The 20,210-nt window shown below is 30.4% G+C and carries 20 protein-coding genes; 8 read left to right on the forward strand and 12 right to left on the reverse strand.

Features of this window, described 5'->3' with window-relative positions:
- Positions 1 to 3: 3 nt before the first annotated feature.
- From HALO113_RS05415 to xrtF, 9 genes are all read right to left on the reverse strand, one after another.
- Positions 4 to 2,493, reverse strand: coding sequence for a YbcC family protein (locus tag HALO113_RS05415; RefSeq protein WP_159778052.1), 2,490 nt, complete (start codon positions 2,491 to 2,493; stop codon positions 4 to 6).
- 74 nt (positions 2,494 to 2,567) lie between these two features.
- Entirely contained in the window at positions 2,568 to 2,954 is a 387-nt protein-coding gene (locus tag HALO113_RS05420; protein ID WP_159778053.1) for a hypothetical protein, read from the reverse strand.
- Between the two features lie 136 nt (positions 2,955 to 3,090).
- A complete protein-coding gene (locus HALO113_RS05425) occupies positions 3,091 to 3,432 on the reverse strand; it encodes a heavy-metal-associated domain-containing protein (RefSeq protein ID WP_159778054.1) in 342 nt (113 codons plus the stop codon).
- 20 nt (positions 3,433 to 3,452) lie between these two features.
- A complete protein-coding gene (locus HALO113_RS05430) occupies positions 3,453 to 5,693 on the reverse strand; it encodes a TonB-dependent receptor domain-containing protein (RefSeq protein WP_159778055.1) in 2,241 nt (746 codons plus the stop codon).
- A 56-nt stretch (positions 5,694 to 5,749) separates the two neighbouring features.
- Positions 5,750 to 6,157, reverse strand: coding sequence for a hypothetical protein (locus HALO113_RS05435; protein WP_159778056.1), 408 nt, complete (start codon positions 6,155 to 6,157; stop codon positions 5,750 to 5,752).
- 44 nt (positions 6,158 to 6,201) lie between these two features.
- The gene (locus HALO113_RS05440) at positions 6,202 to 7,557 is read right to left on the reverse strand and encodes an MBL fold metallo-hydrolase RNA specificity domain-containing protein (RefSeq protein WP_159778057.1); all 1,356 of its coding nucleotides are present in this window, start codon (positions 7,555 to 7,557) and stop codon (positions 6,202 to 6,204) included.
- Positions 7,554 to 8,381 carry a restriction endonuclease gene (locus HALO113_RS05445; protein WP_159778058.1) on the reverse strand — a complete coding sequence of 276 codons (828 nt, stop codon included), beginning with the start codon at positions 8,379 to 8,381 and terminating at the stop codon, positions 7,554 to 7,556. Before HALO113_RS05445 ends, HALO113_RS05440 begins: the two co-directional genes overlap by 4 nt.
- Positions 8,382 to 8,408: 27 nt before the next feature.
- On the reverse strand, positions 8,409 to 8,840 hold the full coding sequence (locus HALO113_RS05450; RefSeq protein WP_159778059.1) for an exosortase F system-associated protein: 432 nt from the start codon (positions 8,838 to 8,840) through the stop codon (positions 8,409 to 8,411).
- The gene (xrtF, locus tag HALO113_RS05455) at positions 8,827 to 9,372 is read right to left on the reverse strand and encodes an exosortase family protein XrtF (RefSeq protein WP_201297570.1); all 546 of its coding nucleotides are present in this window, start codon (positions 9,370 to 9,372) and stop codon (positions 8,827 to 8,829) included. The genes HALO113_RS05450 and xrtF overlap by 14 nt, the downstream gene beginning before the upstream one ends.
- A 73-nt stretch (positions 9,373 to 9,445) precedes the next feature.
- Between xrtF and HALO113_RS05460 the strand changes: the two genes are divergently transcribed.
- From HALO113_RS05460 to HALO113_RS05470, 3 genes are all read left to right on the forward strand, one after another.
- On the forward strand, positions 9,446 to 9,901 hold the full coding sequence (locus HALO113_RS05460; RefSeq protein ID WP_159778061.1) for a GAF domain-containing protein: 456 nt from the start codon (positions 9,446 to 9,448) through the stop codon (positions 9,899 to 9,901).
- A 219-nt stretch (positions 9,902 to 10,120) separates the two neighbouring features.
- Complete coding sequence (gene rpsO / locus HALO113_RS05465; protein ID WP_130735979.1) at positions 10,121 to 10,390, forward strand: 30S ribosomal protein S15; 270 nt, start codon at positions 10,121 to 10,123, stop codon at positions 10,388 to 10,390.
- Between the two features lie 137 nt (positions 10,391 to 10,527).
- Positions 10,528 to 12,696 (forward strand): polyribonucleotide nucleotidyltransferase, encoded by a 2,169-nt coding sequence (locus HALO113_RS05470; RefSeq protein ID WP_159778062.1) that lies wholly within the window; start codon positions 10,528 to 10,530, stop codon positions 12,694 to 12,696.
- A gap of 225 nt (positions 12,697 to 12,921) precedes the next feature.
- Here the strand turns inward: HALO113_RS05470 and HALO113_RS05475 are convergent, their stop codons facing one another.
- Complete coding sequence (locus tag HALO113_RS05475; RefSeq protein WP_159778063.1) at positions 12,922 to 13,995, reverse strand: fatty acid desaturase; 1,074 nt, start codon at positions 13,993 to 13,995, stop codon at positions 12,922 to 12,924.
- A 107-nt stretch (positions 13,996 to 14,102) separates the two neighbouring features.
- Here HALO113_RS05475 and HALO113_RS05480 point away from each other — a divergent pair, with 107 nt between their 5' ends.
- The 4 genes from HALO113_RS05480 (at position 14,103) to rpe (ending at position 18,020) form a co-directional block, all read left to right on the forward strand.
- Positions 14,103 to 15,050 (forward strand): hypothetical protein, encoded by a 948-nt coding sequence (locus HALO113_RS05480; RefSeq protein ID WP_159778064.1) that lies wholly within the window; start codon positions 14,103 to 14,105, stop codon positions 15,048 to 15,050.
- Between the two features lie 82 nt (positions 15,051 to 15,132).
- Positions 15,133 to 15,996 (forward strand): RNA polymerase sigma factor RpoD/SigA, encoded by an 864-nt coding sequence (locus tag HALO113_RS05485; RefSeq protein WP_159778065.1) that lies wholly within the window; start codon positions 15,133 to 15,135, stop codon positions 15,994 to 15,996.
- 587 nt (positions 15,997 to 16,583) lie between these two features.
- A complete protein-coding gene (locus tag HALO113_RS05490; protein WP_159778066.1) occupies positions 16,584 to 17,198 on the forward strand; it encodes a hypothetical protein in 615 nt (204 codons plus the stop codon).
- A gap of 153 nt (positions 17,199 to 17,351) precedes the next feature.
- A complete protein-coding gene (gene rpe, locus HALO113_RS05495; protein WP_159778067.1) occupies positions 17,352 to 18,020 on the forward strand; it encodes a ribulose-phosphate 3-epimerase in 669 nt (222 codons plus the stop codon).
- A gap of 92 nt (positions 18,021 to 18,112) precedes the next feature.
- On the opposite strand, the gene HALO113_RS05500 is transcribed toward rpe, so the two are convergent.
- Positions 18,113 to 18,532, reverse strand: coding sequence for a CBS domain-containing protein (locus HALO113_RS05500; protein WP_159778068.1), 420 nt, complete (start codon positions 18,530 to 18,532; stop codon positions 18,113 to 18,115).
- A gap of 90 nt (positions 18,533 to 18,622) precedes the next feature.
- Positions 18,623 to 19,423, reverse strand: coding sequence for a zinc-dependent peptidase (locus HALO113_RS05505; protein ID WP_159778069.1), 801 nt, complete (start codon positions 19,421 to 19,423; stop codon positions 18,623 to 18,625).
- A gap of 254 nt (positions 19,424 to 19,677) precedes the next feature.
- Here HALO113_RS05505 and HALO113_RS05510 point away from each other — a divergent pair, with 254 nt between their 5' ends.
- A complete protein-coding gene (locus tag HALO113_RS05510; protein WP_159778070.1) occupies positions 19,678 to 20,157 on the forward strand; it encodes a hypothetical protein in 480 nt (159 codons plus the stop codon).
- Positions 20,158 to 20,210 lie beyond the last annotated feature (53 nt).

Raw genomic sequence — 20,210 nt, forward strand, 5'->3', positions numbered from 1 at the left:
TCCTTAATTTAAAATTCCTACTTGTAAATTTTCTTGTGATTTCTCTGCTAATTTTTGTACATCTTTTACATAATTAGCTTCTTTTTGAACTGGCAGATAGGATTCAAAATTCCCTTCTTCAAAATGAAACAAACCTCCTGTTTCTGGGTTAACTACAACAAGTTTTACCCATTCATTTATAAACCACTCATAAGTTGCCAGATTTTTGGTAATGGCATACTTAACAATTTCTGGATAATGTTCAACTATTACTAATAGACGAACAGGGTCATGAACTTCAATCATTTGGCTTGGTAGTCCTGGTCTTAAATCGCCATCTATTCCATTAGCAACACCTATAAGTCCCATCACATTATGAGGCAATTTACTTCCTGCTCCTAATTTATGGTTATCAACTCTTGAAAAGTAATATTCTAAATTAATTCCGCCTCCAACTGGTGCAACTGCTCCTAAAATACCTGCTAAATAATCTCCCGTAGGATCCACTGTGTAATCATAAGAGTTCATAAAAGAACGTCGATCTAAAAACAATTGTTTTGACAAACTTCTACGCCCTACAATACACATCGCATTTGTAGCATGGTTAAGCTCAGGTCTTGGTTCAAACAGTGAAACAGAACGTCTTTTAATTTTTTCATGAACTTTTTCCAACGTTTGATTCGTTTTTACAGTATCAAAACGACGAGATCTTTCTTTAGCATTGAAATCCAATGCTTTGGTAAATGTTATCGCATTTTGTTGATGCAACATTTTATTTTCCTCAGATAATAGTTCTTCATCGTAAAAAGCAATTTCATCACGAGTCGTATCATGTAAAGCAGGTAAAAACTGAGTACTTTCTGGGATAACAATTCCTCTTTCTTTTAAAATTGCTCTAACTTTGGGATGATTTATAGCAAAACAAGCAACTTTTGCATTTACTGAGCTTGGTCTTCCTGAACAAGCACCACAATCGTAGCCCGCATAATGTGTATTATTTACACTTGTTGCCCCATGACCTACAATATATACTATAGGTGCAAAATCTTTTACTAAGCCAATACTTTTAAGTAATCCTTCTGCTCTATTTGCCATTTCTTCAATAGAGAATCCAACTTGTAAATCATTTTCTTTATCATTTATATCGCTATTTTCAATAACTAGTTTTGATTTTTTGTTCAAATGCTTGAATGAAGCACTTGTAGCAGGTGTCATTGTAGGTTTGAAAATATTTATAAATAATTTAAAGGCAGCAGAAAAGCCTAAAGTTTGGCTTATAATCCAACCAAACAATAAGGAATGTGACTTTTTATTATAGTGGAAATCTTTAGCTTGCTTTTTCTTTCTATCTACTTCTTTAATTAAGTATTTTGGAGTGACTGGAGCGGGACAAAGTTTTGTATAAAATTTACCATTTACAGGTTTGTAAAAAAATTCAAAATTAAAAAAAGCTGCAGTCCCAAAAGTTTTAGAATACTTATCTAAACTTTCTACATATCTCCTAAAAGAACATTCCCTATCATCCATACAAAACATGGCTTGAAAACTAGCTTCGTCATTCTGATTTGTAATTTCAAGATTTTGAATACCTGATAGCACTTGATCATAGAAGCTCCATTCAAAAATTTCTTGCCATAATGACAACACTTCATAGTATTCACTATAAGCAACAGGTTTAAATAGATGGATTGGTTCTTCTTTAAATCGATGGGCTAATGGCGCCCAATTTTCTCCAAACTTTTTATCTAAAGCATCTAATTCTAATAATAATTCAAAGATAATTAGCTCTTCAAATGTGATTTTTCTTTTATCTAATAACGAGTTTGGATTATTTTCTATGGTAACAACCATACCACTCCATCCTGGATGCGAAAACTGCTGATCGAACAAATAGGTTTCAAAATAGGCTTCATTTCCAACGATAATGGATAAAAGCTCTGTAATTGAAGTTCCTTTTTCTAATAATTCTTTTGCACGTTTGGTAGAAAAAATACCATTAAAACTATTTGCATTTAATTTTTTTAATGAATTTAAAAAACCCTCATTATGTACTGGAAATGACCAAATTGATATTCCTTGGTCTAAATAACTACATAGTACTCTAAATAAAATTCCATGAGTTGATTTATCTAAGTTGATGGCGTATTCTTTTTTCCAAAAAGAACGTAAATATCCGATACGACAAGTTAATTGCTCGTCATACTTTTTTGTAAGCAAATTGGTTTTCCAAGTTTGAAAATCTTTTTGCCCTTTCCTTTTGTTAATTACAGATTCTAATACCGATTCTGAAATTTCTTTTTTTGAAAATCGGGTTCTAAAATCATTTAAAGACAAATATGTTTTGTATCCAAATATTTCAGAAGCTTCATGCAATGCTTCAAAAAAATGTTTTTTCTGAAAGGCATGTAAAGTATTATGATGTACAAAATCTTTCAACGGATTTTGCGCTGGTAAATAATGATTTAGGTGATGCAGAACATGATGTTCGTCAAAACCTACATGAGATGTATTCATTTTGAAATGAAATAAGATTAATACACAAGAAAATTATTTATGACAACATCATAAATAAACAAGTATAAAGTGTATTAAGAAAGATGAAATTTCCAATTGCAAAACAAATCGTATAGTGGTATACTTTGATTTGCATTAGGCTGAAATAAATAATAAAATCTGTATTTAGATTCTAATTTTTGAAAAATTAATTTTGAGAGGTATTCTGAATGAGTAAAATTTTCAATTTCAAACTCTAGTTCAATTTCTTTTTCACTGAATGAAACTGATTCCTCGTTTGTATCAATTGTTACACTTGAAACTTTTAGATATTGGTCATCGTCTAGTACTTCTGTAAAAGTACCATTATGTTTGATTTTGTTACTGGTTGCAACAGTAGTATTGCTAACTAATAAACCTAAAAAAGGCAGTAAAAAAATACTAAGTAATATTTTACCAAACAATTCTTTTTTAAACTTCACGACTCATCCTAAATATGATACAAATTTATTTCTTTTTTTGAATCGGAAGTTTTTTTTGAATTATTTTTTTAACAAAAAATAAAATTCAATTATAAAACAAAAGAGGCTGTCAACATCTTGACAACCTCTTGTTAATTTATAATCTTTCATACTGACAACAACCATGCAACTTTTCATAATCTGCGTCAGTTGCTTTCACTTTACCCGCATCGTGACCCGCTTTAGCAATAGCTTTTTGCACATCTACTACTGAACATTTATTTTCATCAATAATTAAATGCAAATCTTTATGATCAATATGCCAATCTGCGCTTTTCACACCTTTAACAGAAAAGGCCGCTTTTTCAATTCGCTTCTTGCACATTTCACAATTCCCATTAACTGCAAATTCTACTTTTTTATTTTTATCTTTTTTCTCTTGTGAAAAACTTACCAGTGAAAATAAACTTACCAGTAAAATCATTATAATTTTTTTCATCTTTTTTATTTTAAAGTTACTTATTTAATTTTAAATCGCAATCCAGCATAGTACATTTGTCCAAAAACTGGGCCATAAATCATACTGCTGTCAAAATAGTTTCCAAAAGGATTGGAAGCACTCACTATGGCATTATCTTGTTTGTAATTCCCTATATTCTCTCCTCCTATATACACTTCAAATATACTAGAAAAAGTTCTAGTAATTTGCGCATTAATCACTCCAAATGAAGGGGCAAATTCTCTCAATCTGTATTCAGGTAAGTTTGTCTCTGTATTTGGTAATCGTTGTTCTCCTAACCAATTATAAGTAACATCATATTTCCATTGTTGTCCTTTTTCTTTAATATGGGTTTCGAAAGACACATTAGTAAAAAAACGATGTTTTGCTTGTAACGCTCTTTGTAACTGACCTGTTTTATATTGCGTTTGAACATCATAATATTTATAGGCTGATTTTATATTAAAATGTTTGAAAGGTTCAATACTAAATTCTCCTTGAAAAGAATTAGCAAAACTCTTTCCTTCTAAATTATAAAACAATACTTGTTGGGGACTAAAATCAACATCTACCACGGCTTGGTTTTTAAAATCAGTACGATAATAATCTAAAACCACTTCCGATTCTGCTCCAAATAGTTTAAAAGATTGAATGAAACTCACTCCATAATTCCAAGCAATTTCAGGATTTAAGCCATATAATTTCCCATCATTAGATAGAATAGAAAAATCTCGGCTAGAAGCAAACAATTGTTGATTTTCTGCAAAAATATTAGCGGCTCTTTTTCCTCTACCTACTGAAGCTCTGATAACCGCTTCTTTCCAAGGATTGTATCGTAAATGCAATCTAGGAGTAATAAATGTACCTAATCTATTATGCTTATCCACTCTTGTTCCAGCTACCAAACTAAAATTATCTAAATTATCATAGGTATATTCAAAAAATGCCCCTACTGAGTTATCAATTCTTGAAAAATCTTGACTAAAGTTTAGAGCTACGCTCTCATCATATTTATCATAAGAAAAATTCACTCCTGTAGTAAATCTATTTCTAGTATTTGATATAATCGAATTGAACAACAAGTTAGAATAATAGCTTTTTTGGTGTATTTTATATTGGTTTAAACCAAAATAAGAATCTTGCTGATGAGATTGAAACGAATTTTGAAAACCAATACTTTGATAAGGCATATCCGGAAACACATAGCCTGTTTTATTTGAAATTTCAATTTTTTCAGTATTAATCTCACTTCCCCAAGCATTTGTAGTAAACTTATCTGTATCAGGATTAAAATCAACTTGACCCGATTGTTTTTCATCATTCATATAACGCACATTTAAGAAACTTACTATTCCTTTTTCTGCATCATTATATTGCCAACGATTTAGAATATTAATTTGTTTACCAATAGGATTATCTAAAAAACCATCATCATTCATATCATTCTTTATTTGTCTGGTATTGCCATGTAAAAATAAAGTTGAACTTAATTTGTCTGAAAACTTTTGATTAAAATGTGTGTTTATCTCAGATCTACCTCCCATACCATAATAGGCATTTAAAAAGAAAGGAATATCATTAACAGGTTTTAATAATTCATAGTTTATTTGTCCAGAAATGCTTTCATAACCATTAATAACACTTCCTGCACCTTTAGTTATTTGAATACTTTCCACCCAAGTTCCAGGAACAAAAGACAAACCATAAGCTTGCGAAGCTCCTCTTACAGAAGGAATATTTTCTTCAGCTATTAAAATATAAGGACTCGTTAATCCAAGCATTTTAATTTGTTTATTACCTGTAACCGCATCAGAAAAATTAACATCTATAGAAGGATTAGTACTAAAACTTTCAGACAAATTACAACAAGCTGCTTTCAACAACTCTTTTTGACCCATAGTTTGTACATTAGAAACTTGAAATTTAGAATGTTCCGTACTTTTTTTTGTTTTTAAAACTGTTACCTCATCTAAATTGGTAACTGCTTCCAATTGAATTGTTAAAAATTCAGTATTTGTAATTGCTATTTTTTTTGTTTTGTAACCAATGTAGCTCACTACTAAATTTGTAGATTCATCTGATTTTTTGAGTGTAAAATTACCATCGATATCAGAAGTAGTTCCCGTAGCTGTATTTTGCCAAAACACATTGGCACCTAAAAGAGGTTGGTTATTTTCGTCTACAATTTTTCCTTTAATTTCCTCTTGAGCAGATACAATTGAAGTAAAAAATAGTAGCCATAACACTATATTTTTATACATAAATTATTTTTAATGTTTAATAAATTTTAAAATCTTAAATTAAAAAACATTAAAAATTACGCGTAAAATACTAATTGACAATATAGTTTATAAAAAGGAGGAGCATTTGAATCACAATAGAAAGAAGGTAAATTAGGTTTTACTATTTCATTGTGTACTTCAAAAAAAGAAACTTTGTTTGAAAATAAGATGGGACAATCAAAAACAAATTGAAACGAATTTTCAATCGTATTGTCTGTTTTTTTCTCAATTTCAACTATTTTATTAGAACAACATTCGGAATGATTATCACTAGAAGCACAACATGAAGTACTATCTTCTTCAACACAAGCATCTTTAAACTGATAATCTATAGAAATAGAAGACAGCTTATCATGACAATAATGCACATTCAGAGCAAATCCTAAATTTGAAAATAGGAATACAAAAGCAAGTAGTATGGAAATGTTTTTTCTGAATGACATAGCACAAAATTAGAAAAATATTTTCTCAAAAAAGTTAATTTTATCTAAATTTCAATAATTTGCCTTCTTTTTGGAATTATACAATGGAGTTGTAACTGCGTTTCAATTTCATTTTTTAATCCTTCTGATGCTTCATTTTCTCCATGTACTAAAAAAATACTTTGCGGTTTATTTTCTAATTCAGTAAGCCAATTTATTAAATCTTTTTGATCTCCGTGTGCTGACAAACCTTCAATAGACAAAATGGTTGCTTCTACTTCATATATTTTGCCATACATTTTAATTGTTTTATCCCCTTCAAGTAATTTCCTTCCTCTAGTTCCTTCCGCTTGATAACCAACTAAAGCTACCGTATTTTCTGGTTTAGTAATATATCTCTCTAAATAAGACAAGACTCTTCCTCCAGTAATCATACCACTTGCCGCAATGACCACTTTGGGTTGTTTATCATAAATCACTTCAATAGTATCTTTAAATTCTGAAATTAAAGTAAATGTTTTACACATCTCAGAACATTCCTCATAATTTAACTTATGCCATTTCCTGTTTTCTAAAAACAATTCCAATACATCTATACCCATAGGAGTATCTATTATATAAGGGATATCAGGAATTTTGTTTTCTTTTTTCAATTTCCAAATCAAATACATCATCACCTGTACTCTTTCTACAGCAAAACTGGGAATAACAAGGTTTCCTCCTTTATTATAGGTGTTATTTATAATTATCTCTAAATCAAACAAAGGATTATTATTAGGATGCACTCTATTTCCATAGGTACTTTCTAGAAAAATATAATCTGCATTTTTAGGTTTCACAGCTGGAAAGAGTAAAATATCGTCATCTTGACCTATATCACCTGAAAAAACTAATTTTTTACCTTCAATATCTAAAGCAATAGAACAGGCTCCTAAAATATGTGAAGCGTAAAAAAAAGAAAAAGAAACGGAATCAGACAAAGCAACCACAACATCTTTTTCTATTACTTTAAACAAAGGCAAAACTTGTTGTACATCTTCAATAGTATATAAAGGTATCGCTGGATTGTGCTTAGAATAATGTTCATTATTTGCTTTTTCAGCTTCCTCCTCTTGGATTTTTGCGCTATCCATTAAAATTAATCTTGCAATCTCTTTGGTAGGTGATGTACAAAATATTTTTCCTTTAAAGCCGTCTTGAACTAATTTAGGTAACCAGCCACAATGATCTAAATGACCATGAGTAAGAAGCACAAAATCAATTTCTTTAGGATCATACGATAAAGGTAGACGATTTAATTCTCTTAACTCTTTTAATCCTTGAAATAAACCACAATCAATTAAGATTGAGATAGAAGATGTCTCAATCAATGTTTTAGAACCTGTAACAGTTCCTGCTCCTCCTAAAAAATGTACTTTCATCTATTTAATAATTGATTACATTCTTCTTTTATACGTTTCATTCTATTTTCACTCAACTTTAACTTTTCAAAACTATCTTCAAAATGCATTAAATCATACACTGTTAGCATATCTTGAAGCAACAACAACTCTTTCTCTGCTGCTGTCAGCGTTGTTAAACAAGTTATAGGATAAATATTATAATGATTAACGATGTTTTTAATTCCATTTTGAAAAGGATGATCCCAACTTAATAACTTTAATCCAGAACATTCAGCAAATTTTATAGCCTCACTAGTAAACTTACTATTAGTAACTAACCAACAGTTTGTTATTTGCTCCTCTTTTTTAAAGATAGTATAGCTTTTTTTATTTAAATCGTTAAATCGGGACAGAATATACATGGGTACTTTGACATCTGTTTTGGCATCTTGGCTACTGTGAAACTTACATTCTACCATACTGACATGATTGTCTTTTTTTACTAAAACATCTAATTCATGAGATACACACTTTCCTTCTAAAAAAAGATTAGTAATTACATCATATCCTTGTACTTCAAAAATTCGTGCAATAAATTTTTCAAAGTAAAAACCTGCTGGTCCCAAAGCAAAAATGCCATTTTTTAAACTGTAACGTGCAGCATTAGCATGGGAAACAGATTTTAATTTTTGAAAAGCTAAAGCATAAACCTTTTTTGAAGTAATACCATTATACAACTGCGGTTGAATTTCATTAAGTATTCTTTTGGCTACTGTTATACTTGCTCCAGAATTAATTAATGAGGCTATTAATTTAGTATTATCAAATTCAACAATTATACCCGACTTTTTTTTTATCTTCATTAGTCTAAAAAATAAGCACTAAGGTAATCATTTTTTTATCATTTTCTGATAATAAAAAGCAGGTATAAACAGCAATAAAAACAAAGGTTGGATTAAAAAACGTCTGGTATAAAATAAGATTAAATAATTTGGTTTCTCATCTTGTAGAAGAATAAAAAACAAACTAATTAATATTGTAAAGAGAATGCAATATAATCCTACTGCAAAAGCAATCATCTTTTTCTCTAAAAAAAGAAAATAAATTAATCCTAAAGAAATTACAGTATTAATAAAATAGCGAAAAGAAATACCTAAGAATAATTTCCAACCATTATATATTGGCAACGATTTATTTTGATATTCCGATTTAAAAAAAGCTAAAAATGGGTCATAAAAAAGATGACTCTCAAAGAATCGAATTAGAATTAAGCTAATTATAAAAATTAAAATATAAAAGTATCTCACTTTAATTCTTGCCATAGCCTGAAAATTTCATAACCCATAAAACCCAAAGTATAAAAACCACTCCATAAATAAACAAAGGGAAAACTGTTCCATGAAGTAACGTTTCATTTTCGGGATAAAAATAAAGAGCATAAGTTAATAAAGCTATACGTACCACATTTAAAAAATGAATGATCAATCCACCAATTACAATGTAAAATAAAGTTTTTTTTAAATTAACTGAAAAAGCAAATACAAAGGCAGCAAATAAAATAATTACACTTATTGCATTGCATCCTTCAATCATTCTAGAAACATATTTCTCATTATAAATTATTTTCAAAGAAGGTTCATTTGGATTTTTCACAATGTCAGCAGGATGCCCCATAAAAGTTAAAAGTGTTTTAGTCTGGTTAGCTACACTAATAGAAATCGCATCTACCTCATTTTTAGCTTTATCATATTGGTTCAAATAAACTTCATACAAAAAAGTAAAAACGATATAAAAAAGTAAAAATTTTACTAAAAAAGCGAGAAAGGGCTTATATTCAACAAAAAGTGATTTCAAACGGCTATTTTTTAACAAAAATATATAATTTTTAACTCCTAAGAATAAATACTTTTGCAAAAACAAATTAAAAATGACTTTCGAAAATTTAAAACCACAAGTAGTGAATATCGTTTCTACAGAAAACACTACTAGAGATGAGAAATTATTACAAATCTGTCAATTATTACAAGACTCCATTTCTTATTACAATTGGGTTGGGTTTTATTTTGCTAATCACGAAACTAAAACCTTACATTTAGGTCCGTATGTAGGAGCAGAAACCGATCACACTGTAATTCCATTTGGTAAAGGTATTTGCGGTCAAGTAGCTGAGTCCAATGCTAACTTTGTGGTTCCCGATGTATCTGCACAAGACAATTACATCGCTTGTAGTTTCACAGTAAAATCGGAAATTGTAATACCTTTATTTGTAAAAGGTCAAAATATTGGTCAAATCGATATTGATTCTCATATAATTGATCCTTTTACTGAAGCGGACGAACGCTTTTTAGAATTTGTAAATGAACAAGTAGCTACTTTGTATTAATTTTTATTTTTTGGAGCCTTTTCCAGCTGTACACTATATCTTTTTACTTTTTTGATTATAAAGACGTTATAAAAAAAGTAAAAAGGATGCCGTTGCCATCTGGGCTATTAAAAAATAAATAACAAAACATAGTAATTAATATATTATAATTTCTATATTTGCACCCGAATTGGAATAACATCCATTTCATACATAATAATCATTTAAAATAATATTAGCATGTACTTAACTAAAGAAGTTAAAGAAGAAATCTTCGCTAAACACGGAGGAAAAGCAGAAAACACTGGATCTGCAGAAGGACAAATCGCTTTGTTCACATTTAGAATCAACCACCTAACAGGACACTTAAAAGCAAATCGTCATGATTACAACACGGAGCGTTCGTTGGTGAAGTTAGTAGGTAAAAGAAGAAGTCTTCTTGACTACTTAAAAAAGAAAGATATCAACAGATATCGTGAGATTATCAAAGAATTAAATATCAGAAAATAATCAACTAAGGGGCTTTGCGCCCCTTTTTGTTTTATATATTTTAAAGAAAAAGTTTGGTTTTTCATTGGGTTTCAAACAACTACGCACACACAACAACAACACAACTAGACCCTTTGTTTAATTAAGAATTACATTTTATGATTCCAAAAGTATTCCAAGAAGTTATCGATTTAGGAGATGGGAGAACCATTTCAATCGAAACTGGAAAATTAGCCAAACAAGCCGACGGATCAGTCGTAGTAAGAATGGGAGACGCTATGTTATTAGCAACTGCTGTTTCTGCTAGAACTGCTAATCCTGGAGTTGATTTTTTACCTTTAACGGTAGATTATCGTGAAAAATTTGCTGCAGCAGGACGTTTCCCTGGCGGATTTTTCAAAAGAGAAGCACGTCCTAGCGACAGTGAAGTATTAACTATGAGATTAGTAGATCGTGTATTACGTCCACTTTTCCCAGACGATTATCATGCAGAAACGCAAGTAATGATTCAATTAATGAGTCATGATGATGAAGTAATGCCAGATGCATTAGCTGGTTTAGCTGCTTCAGCTGCCTTAGCTGTTTCTGATATTCCTTTCTACAACTTAATTTCTGAAGTGCGCGTAGCGCGTATCGATGGAAACTTTGTGATCAACCCTAGTAGAGAACAATTAGAACTTTCAGACATCGACATGATGGTAGGTGCTTCTTTAGATTCTGTAGCTATGGTAGAAGGAGAAATGCATGAAATTTCTGAAGCAGAAATGGTAGCTGCAATTAAGTTTGCCCATGAAGCTATCAAAATTCAAATTCATGCTCAACAACGTCTAAGAGAAGCTATTGGCACTCTTACTTACAGAGAATATGAAGGCGAAGTAGAAGATGAAGCTATTTATGAAAAAATTAAAAAAGCTTCTTATGATAAATACTATGCTATTGCACAAGAAGCCTCTGCAAAAAGTGAAAGAGGTGAAAAATTTGCTTTGGTAAAAGAAGAAGTAAAAGCTTTATTTACTGAAGAAGAATATGCTGAAAATGCAGATTTAGAAGAATTAGTAGGTAAATACAATTATAAAACGCAAAAAGAAGCAGTTCGTAATGTGATCCTTGAAAAAGGAATTCGTTTAGATGGTAGAAAAACTACAGAAATCAGACCTATTTGGTGCGAAGTAGATTATTTACCATCGGTTCATGGATCTTCACTTTTTACACGTGGAGAAACACAAGCATTAGCAACGGTAACTTTAGGAACGTCTAGAGAAGCAAACGTTATAGACAACCCAAGTGAACAATCGGAAGAAAAATTCTATTTACATTACAACTTCCCTCCTTTCTCAACTGGTGAAGCAAAACCATTAAGAGGAACTTCTCGTAGAGAAGTAGGACACGGTAATTTAGCGCAACGTGCACTTAAAAATATGGTACCTGCAGATTGTCCTTACACTATACGTGTAGTTTCAGAAGTATTAGAATCTAACGGTTCTTCATCTATGGCAACGGTTTGTGCTGGAACAATGGCTTTAATGGATGCTGGAATTCAAATGACAAAACCAGTATCTGGTATTGCCATGGGATTAATTACAGATGGAGAAAAATTTGCCGTACTTTCAGATATTTTAGGAGACGAAGATCATTTAGGTGATATGGATTTCAAAGTTACCGGAACAGCAGATGGTATTACAGCATGTCAAATGGACATCAAAATTGATGGTTTACGTTATGACATTATGGAACAAGCCTTAGCGCAAGCTAGAGAAGGACGTTTACACATTTTAGGGAAATTAACCGAAACTATTGCTGCGCCTAGAACAAGTGTAAAACCAAAAGCTCCAAAAATTGTAATGAGTTCTTTACCTGCAAGTATGATTGGTGCTTTTATTGGACCTGGTGGAAAAAACATACAAGAACTTCAAAAAAATACGCAAACTACAATTGTTTTAACAGAACAAGGAGAGCTTGGAATTGTAGAGATATTAGGTACTAACCAAGCTGGTATTGATTCCGTTCTTGCAAAGATAGAAGCTATGGTTTTCAAACCTCAAATGGGAGAAGCTTATGAAGTAAAAGTAATAAAAATGCTAGACTTTGGAGCAGTAGTAGAATACACTAAAGCACCTGGAAATGAAGTTTTATTACACGTTTCTGAATTGGCTTGGGAAAGAACCGAAAAACCATCAGATGTGGTTAACATCGGTGATGTATTTATGGTTAAATATTTAGGTGTTGACCCTAAAACCCGTAAAGAAAAGGTTTCGAAAAAAGCCCTTATTCCTAGACCTCCAAGAGAAGAAAAAAAAATCGAGAAAAAAGATAACCCACAAGGTTAATTCAATTATTTAATTCATAAAAAATCCCGTTTTATTCGTTTAAAGCGGGATTTTTAGATTATAACTTTCTTTTAGATCGAATTAGACACTTTGATGTTTTTAAAAAACATTTCTTCTGAAATTGATTTATAAATATTGAATAAATCAACAAATCTCTAGCAGTTATATTATCAAGATTATCATAAAAACTAGAATTATTTCTTTTTAATAAAAAACGCATAAAATTCAATTTAATTTTCCCATATTCTTAAGATGTTTAAAATGAGAAGTTATCATCTCAAATAAAGTCTTATGATGATAAGGCAATTTATATTCATTAGTAGTTTCCTTGATAATATCATTAATTTCTTTATAATTCACATGACAAATAGTAGGAAATAGATGATGTGCTGCATGACAATTGGAACCACCACTTATAAATCGAGCCCAATGTTTATTTGCATCCCAATCACAACTTGTGTATAATTGATGTACCGCCCAAGAGTGTTCTAAATTATCGTGATTGGGAAGTGGATAATAAGCTTCTTCAAAAAAATGAGTCCCTACCAGCATTATTATAAAAATTAAAGAAGTAAATGCACTAGAGACTAAAAAAGTAGCAACAATTATTTTCCAACTAAATGCAGAAAAAACAATTGGAATAACTAATACTAATAAAAAGTACATTAATTTATAAAGAAAAAAACGACTGTACAATTCAAAAGAAGTAAACCCTTTTTTCATCCAATCATAATCCTTAGAAAACAGATAAATCCAATCACTCACAAAAACCGAGTGTAAGAGCGTTAACATATATACAAATGGAGCATAATAAGCTTGAAATTTGTGTTTTGGGCTCCAAGGGTGAGTGGGACTTAGTCGCAAAAAGGGATTTTTATCTATATCCACATCACTTCCTTCTACATTGGCATATAAATGATGCGAACGAATGTGCCTTAAACCCCAAAGCATTGGATCTATTCCTACCGTTAAAAAACTAATAAAATGAAGAATCTCATTAAGTCTTTTACTCTTAAAAGCTGTATTATGACTTGCGTCATGACCCAAGCTAAATCCAACTAATAGTCCAGATAATTGAAAAAAAAGATAACTAAAGCAAAATTGAAATAGTGATATTTCATTAAAAAAAAGAAGACTATAAAAGGTATAACACAATAAAAACCACAAAATACCTTTTCTCCAAAAAATAAAATTTCCATAACTAATTTGTTTATTCTCTAATCGGTTATAAACCTTTTCCTTTAAAACAGTATAGAATAACTTTTCTTCTTCAGATTTATTAAAATACTTTGTCTTCATATCATTCTTATTTAATTTGTTAATAACATCACAAACCTATTTTAAAAATCACAAAAAAAATTGCGTTAAATAATATTAATTATATTTGTATTTGCGAAAATCACAAAATGAAAAACCAAGAACTTCTTTTAAAAGCTATTCAAAAAAAAGTGCAAAACAAATCGCTTTTAGATGAAATTGCCAAAGTATTAGGTATAAGTTACGATGCAGCTCATAGACGCCTCTCATTAAAAAGTAAATTCACCATAGATGAAACCATACTTTTGTGTCAACAATTTAATATTGCAATGGATCTTTTATTTAAAAAAGAGAACAAATATGTGTTAGACAAAACAAAAACCATAAAATCGATTGCAGATTTTAAAAGCTATTTAGAAAAATCAGCTTCTATTTTAAATCAATACAAAGGAAACGGTTCCTCTGTATATTATTCCGCAAAAGATATTCCTTTACATTATACATTAGGAGGTAGCTTATTATCCAAATTCAAACTCTATGTTTGGCTAGCTATTTTGTCACCTGAAGAAGATTTAAGTTTTGAAAATTTTGTTATGGAAGATTTAATTTTACAAGACTCCATTCGATTAGTTACGATTTTTCAAAACATACATCGTGTTGAAATTTGGAATGATACAACTATAAATAGTTCGTTGCAACAATTGTATTATTTTTATGAAGCTGGTTTATTAAAATACAGCAATGCTTTATTGATAATAGATGACATCAAAAACATCATTTTAAAAGTTGAACAAGAAATTTATAATACTACTTCTTCATTTGAGCTATTTCATAATGAAATCTTGCTTCTAAATAATACGGTTTTGTTTACCAATGAAACTCATGCCTCCTTTTTTATTCCTCACAATATGTTAAGTTACTATGTTACATCGGACGCCCAAATTTGTCAAGAAGAAAAAGAATTTATCACCAATCAATTAAAAAATTCGATGTCCATCTCAAAAGCAGGAAGAAAAGATCAAAAAATTTTCTTTACTAAAATGTACCAAAAAATAGAATTCTACAGAAACAAAATTGAAAATTATATTATGGAATAATTTTTTTTAAAGTTTTTGTAACTTTTTTGTAACCTCTTACGTATAACAATTGTAACACTTAAAATTAAGAGGAATTAAATAAATGAGACAACTCAAAATCACCAAGCAGGTAACGAATCGTGAAACTGCTTCCTTAGACAAATACCTACAAGAAATTGGAAAAGTTGACCTTATTACTGCAGATGAAGAAGTGGATTTAGCACAACGAATCAAAGCAGGAGACCAAAGAGCTCTTGAAAAATTAACCAAAGCTAACTTACGTTTCGTGGTTTCTGTTGCTAAACAATATCAAAATCAAGGTTTAACTCTACCCGACTTAATTAACGAAGGTAACTTAGGTTTGATTAAAGCGGCTCAACGTTTTGATGAAACACGTGGTTTTAAATTTATTTCTTATGCTGTTTGGTGGATTCGTCAATCTATTCTTCAAGCTTTAGCAGAACAATCTCGTATTGTGCGTTTACCCTTAAATAAAATTGGTTCTATCAATAAAATTAATAAAATGTATGCTTTATTAGAGCAATCTAGTGAGCGCGCTCCATCTGCTGAGGAAATTGCAAAAGAATTAGACATGACTGTAAATGATGTAAAAGAATCGATGAAAAATTCGGGTCGTCATTTATCTATGGATGCACCTCTTGTTGAAGGAGAAGATTCTAACCTTTACGACGTTTTACGTTCTGGTGAATCTCCAAATCCTGATAGAGAATTAATTCACGAATCTTTACAAACCGAGATTGAAAGAGCTTTAGAAACATTAACTCCTAGAGAAGCAGATGTAGTACGTCTATACTTTGGTTTAGGTGATCAACATCCTATGACTCTTGAAGAGATTGGTGAAACTTTCGATTTAACTCGTGAGCGTGTACGTCAAATTAAAGAAAAAGCAATTAGACGCTTAAAACACACTTCAAGAAGTAAAATATTAAAAACTTATCTTGGATAAAACACAATTCTGAGATTTCAGGATAAAATTCCAAAATCCAATTATTGGAATTTGGAATTTGTTTTTTTAAATTTACCAAATAATTAAACAGTTTCAATAACTGTTCGTTTTTTGATTACTCCTTTTCACTACGTCAGTTCGAGCAAAGCTCTCGAGTGATGATTGAAACCAAACATATAGAAAGCAACAACAGTTTCAATAACTGTTCGTTTTTTGATTACTCCGTTTCACTACGTCAGTTCGAGCAAAGCTCTCGGGTGATGATTGAAACCAAACATATAGAAAGCAACAACAGTTTCAATAACTGTTCGTTTTTTGATTGATGATTGAAACCACGGCTGATTACCGTGGTTTTGTTTTTTTATGAAACAAAATCACGGTCAGTTCGCATAAATGCTCGGGTATCCGTGGTTTTGTTTTTTTATGAAACAAAATCACGGTCAGTTCGCATAAATGCTCGGGTTTAGCTCCGCTCAGTTCGTCATGCTTCCTCGTGTCCGTAGTTTTGTTTTATATTAATTTTCTTATTGCTTTTTAGTAATTATTTCTATTTTATCTTATTTTTACATAAAATCTAGAATTTAAACATGAAAAAAACAATTGTATTGCTTTCAATGCTAACCGTTTTAGCTTGTAAGAAAAATGAAGAAAAAAAAGACGAACCTGGCATCATGGATGCTGTAGAAGGCGTTAGTAATCTCAACAAAGCGGGCGATGCTTTAAAAGACTTTGAAAAACAACAAGAAAAGTTAAAAGCAATGACACCTATTTCTAATGATGTTCTTAAAAATGTACTTACTGAAGAATTAGGCGGTCTAAAAAGAGCTCATTTTAATGCTGGTGATGCTTCTATGATGGGATTAGCTACTGCAGATGCAAAATATACTAATGAAGAATCGGGAAAAGAAGTAGCGGTTAGTATTATGGATGGAGCAGGTGAATCTGGTAGTAGTATTATTAGCTTAACTGTAATGGCTTTATCTATGAATGTGGAAAGTATTAATGATACTGAAACTAAAAAAACAGAAACTATTAACGGAATTAAATGTCTTACAGAAGACGATACGAATCCTGAATATATAAAATCTTCAATTACATTTATTTATAAAGATCGTTATCAAGTAGCCTTAAGAGGAACCAAAATAAACTTAGACGAATTAAAATCATATATGAAAAATTTGGATTTATCTAAATTAGATTAATACCTTATTTTTTATGTTTTAAAAGCCTTTTTGGATTTCAAAAAGGCTTTTCATTTTTAAGTCACCCACAATTCTGTTTTTGGAAAAATCTATAAACTTATTCTCTCAACTTATAACTTTATAATATCTTTGCAAAAAACAACATAACTACCCATGCACAATTTAAAAAACACACTTATTGCTCCTTCAGTGTTAGCAGCAGATTTTGCCAATTTACAAAGAGATATTGAAATGATTAACAACAGTGAAGCCGACTGGTTTCACATTGACATCATGGATGGCGTTTTTGTTCCTAACATTTCATTTGGAATGCCCGTTTTACAAGCGATTAGCAAGCATGCTAAAAAAACAATTGATGTTCATTTAATGATTGTGGATCCAGATCGTTATATCACTACTTTTAAAAAGCTAGGAGCAGACATTTTAACTGTACACTATGAAGCGTGTACTCATTTGCACCGTTCTCTTCAAGCGATTAAAGCAGAAGGCATGAAAGCAGGTGTAGCGATTAATCCGCATACCAATGTGAGCTTATTGGAAGATACTATTAAAGATATCGATTTAGTTTGTCTTATGAGTGTAAATCCAGGTTTTGGAGGGCAATCTTTTATTGAAAATACCTATAAAAAAGTAAAACAATTAAAAGAAATCATTATTAGAAACAAGGCTACTACTTTAATTGAAATTGATGGAGGTGTAACCAATGTGAATGCCAAACAATTAGTAGAAGCTGGTGCTGATGTTTTGGTTGCTGGAAGCTATGTTTTTGGAGCTACAAACCCAACAGCTACTATTGCCGATTTAAAAGCTATTACAAAATAATGTAAAAAACTGTCTGAAAAACTATAAAAACAGGTCATCAAATTCTAAAGACAATCTTAGAAAACGGTTTTAGAATTTTCAGACAGCTTTTTTTAATATTGGTCAATTAAATATTTGATTAAATCGGTAGTCGTAACAATTCCAACTAACAAATTCCCTTCACAAACTGGTAATGCATGAAATTCTTTAGTGGCTAAAATTTCTGCTGCTTCTTTTATTGTAGTGTCTGGACTAACCGTTACCAATTTCTTTGCCATGACTTGTTCTACTGTAAACATATTGTAAACAGTTGTATCTATTTCATCTTCGTCTTCATCTACTGCATCAGCAAATGAGATTCGTAACAAATCGGTGTAACTCAACATTCCTACAATTTTATTGCTTGAAACCACAGGAATATGTCTTATATGATGTTTTTTAAAAAGCATCTCTGCTTTGGTCAAATCATCGGATACATTCAACTTTACCACATTGGTCGACATTATAGTTGAAATTGGAACTTTCTGTTTCATGACTTACTATATTTGTTACTACAAATTTAGGCATATATAAGTTAAAAAACAGCACTTAAATCATTGGAATACTGGTGATTTTTTAGTATATTATTCGGTTGAAGAAAAATTAATCATCATCTTAACTTTTTCATACAATTGAGGAAATTCTCTTTTAAAATCTTCTGGTGTTTCAAAAAAGTGTTCGAGTATGACTGCCACAAATTCAAATTCGTTAGTATAAGCATAAATTCTAAAGTAATTTGATTGCACTAAGCGATTATAATTGGCAGGATATTTTACTTCTTTCATAATTTCGTCATAAGTAACCGAAAAAATAGTTGCTGAAGTATCGGAACTTTTGATACCTTGATAATGCAATACATGACCAAATTCATGCAATCCTAGATTCAAATTATCATTATCAATGGCATAACCTTCTAAAAAATGCTTCCAAGAAAAAACAATGGCTTTCATTCTTGGATTAAACTCTCCTTTATGATACGCTTGGTTAAAAGTAGAAAAATACACATCCGGATAAATAATAATTTTATCTATAACTGTAAACAAATACTTTCGCATACCAAATGTTAACATAACTGCTGTTGCTGCAATAAGTATTTTCATTTCGTTTGTAACCGTTATTCCATCTTTCCCTATAAAAGGATATTTCTTTATAAAAGTAGCTACTCGGTGCTCAAAATAAGTTTTTTGATTTTGCGGTAATCTTTGGTAGAACTCAAATTTATCATACAAGAGTTGCATTTGTTGTAAGGTTAATTTCTTTGGAAAAAGATACCAATGCACATATATAGGTTTTCGAAAGAAAAATGCATAAATAGGCTCGATGATAACATTGTAGGTAAAAACGAGACAGAAGATAAGACCTATAAATAATAGTATATATTGCAAAGTTTCTAGATTTGAGAAAAACGAATATAATAAATTTATATTTTCAAATGCGTCCTTTCTCTTTTGAAAAGCTGTATTTGTTCACAAGTGCAACATTATCAAACCTATTATAGTACGAAAATCATTCTAAAAAAAATCTTAATTTTTTAGCTTTTTCGACAAAATGCAAAATCGAATTCAATAATAATGCGTATTTTCGAATCATGCTATTAACAAAGAAGTTGTATTAATAACCCATTTGAAACAATAGCATTATGAAATTAGCGTCTATTTTAATCTATGAAGAGGAAAGTGCCAAAAACAAAGCGGTTAACCCAAAGTGGCCTAATCTTTTTCTTCTATCATTTTTAAAACGTATTGCATTTTTTTTCTTATTCTTTTTATTTTTAGGCCTGTTCCTAAGTATCAAACCTATAGAAGAATACGATTGCGACTTATTACATGAAGGTACATTTGTGTATTATTATGAAAATAAAAAAATTAAAGTGGTCATCCATGAAAAGGATCATATTGAATACCATGAAAATGGCAAATATGAAATACATTCTAAAATTGAATGGATTAACGATTGTGAGTTTGTAACTACTTGTGTTAAAAACACTTTTCCAAATCCTACTTATGATGTAGAAGATCAAATGTATGTTAAAGTAAATCGTATTGTAAAAAATGAAATTTATTTTACCTCATCGATAAATCGTTTTTCATGGTCGGGAAAGATGGTTAAAGTGGAATAGATGCCTTTTTTGTGTCAATTTATGTTGTGTCAATTTATGTTGTGTCAATTTTT

This window comes from Flavobacterium sp. 9AF, assembly GCF_902506265.1.
In the GTDB taxonomy this organism is placed as follows: Bacteria; Bacteroidota; Bacteroidia; order Flavobacteriales; family Flavobacteriaceae; genus Flavobacterium.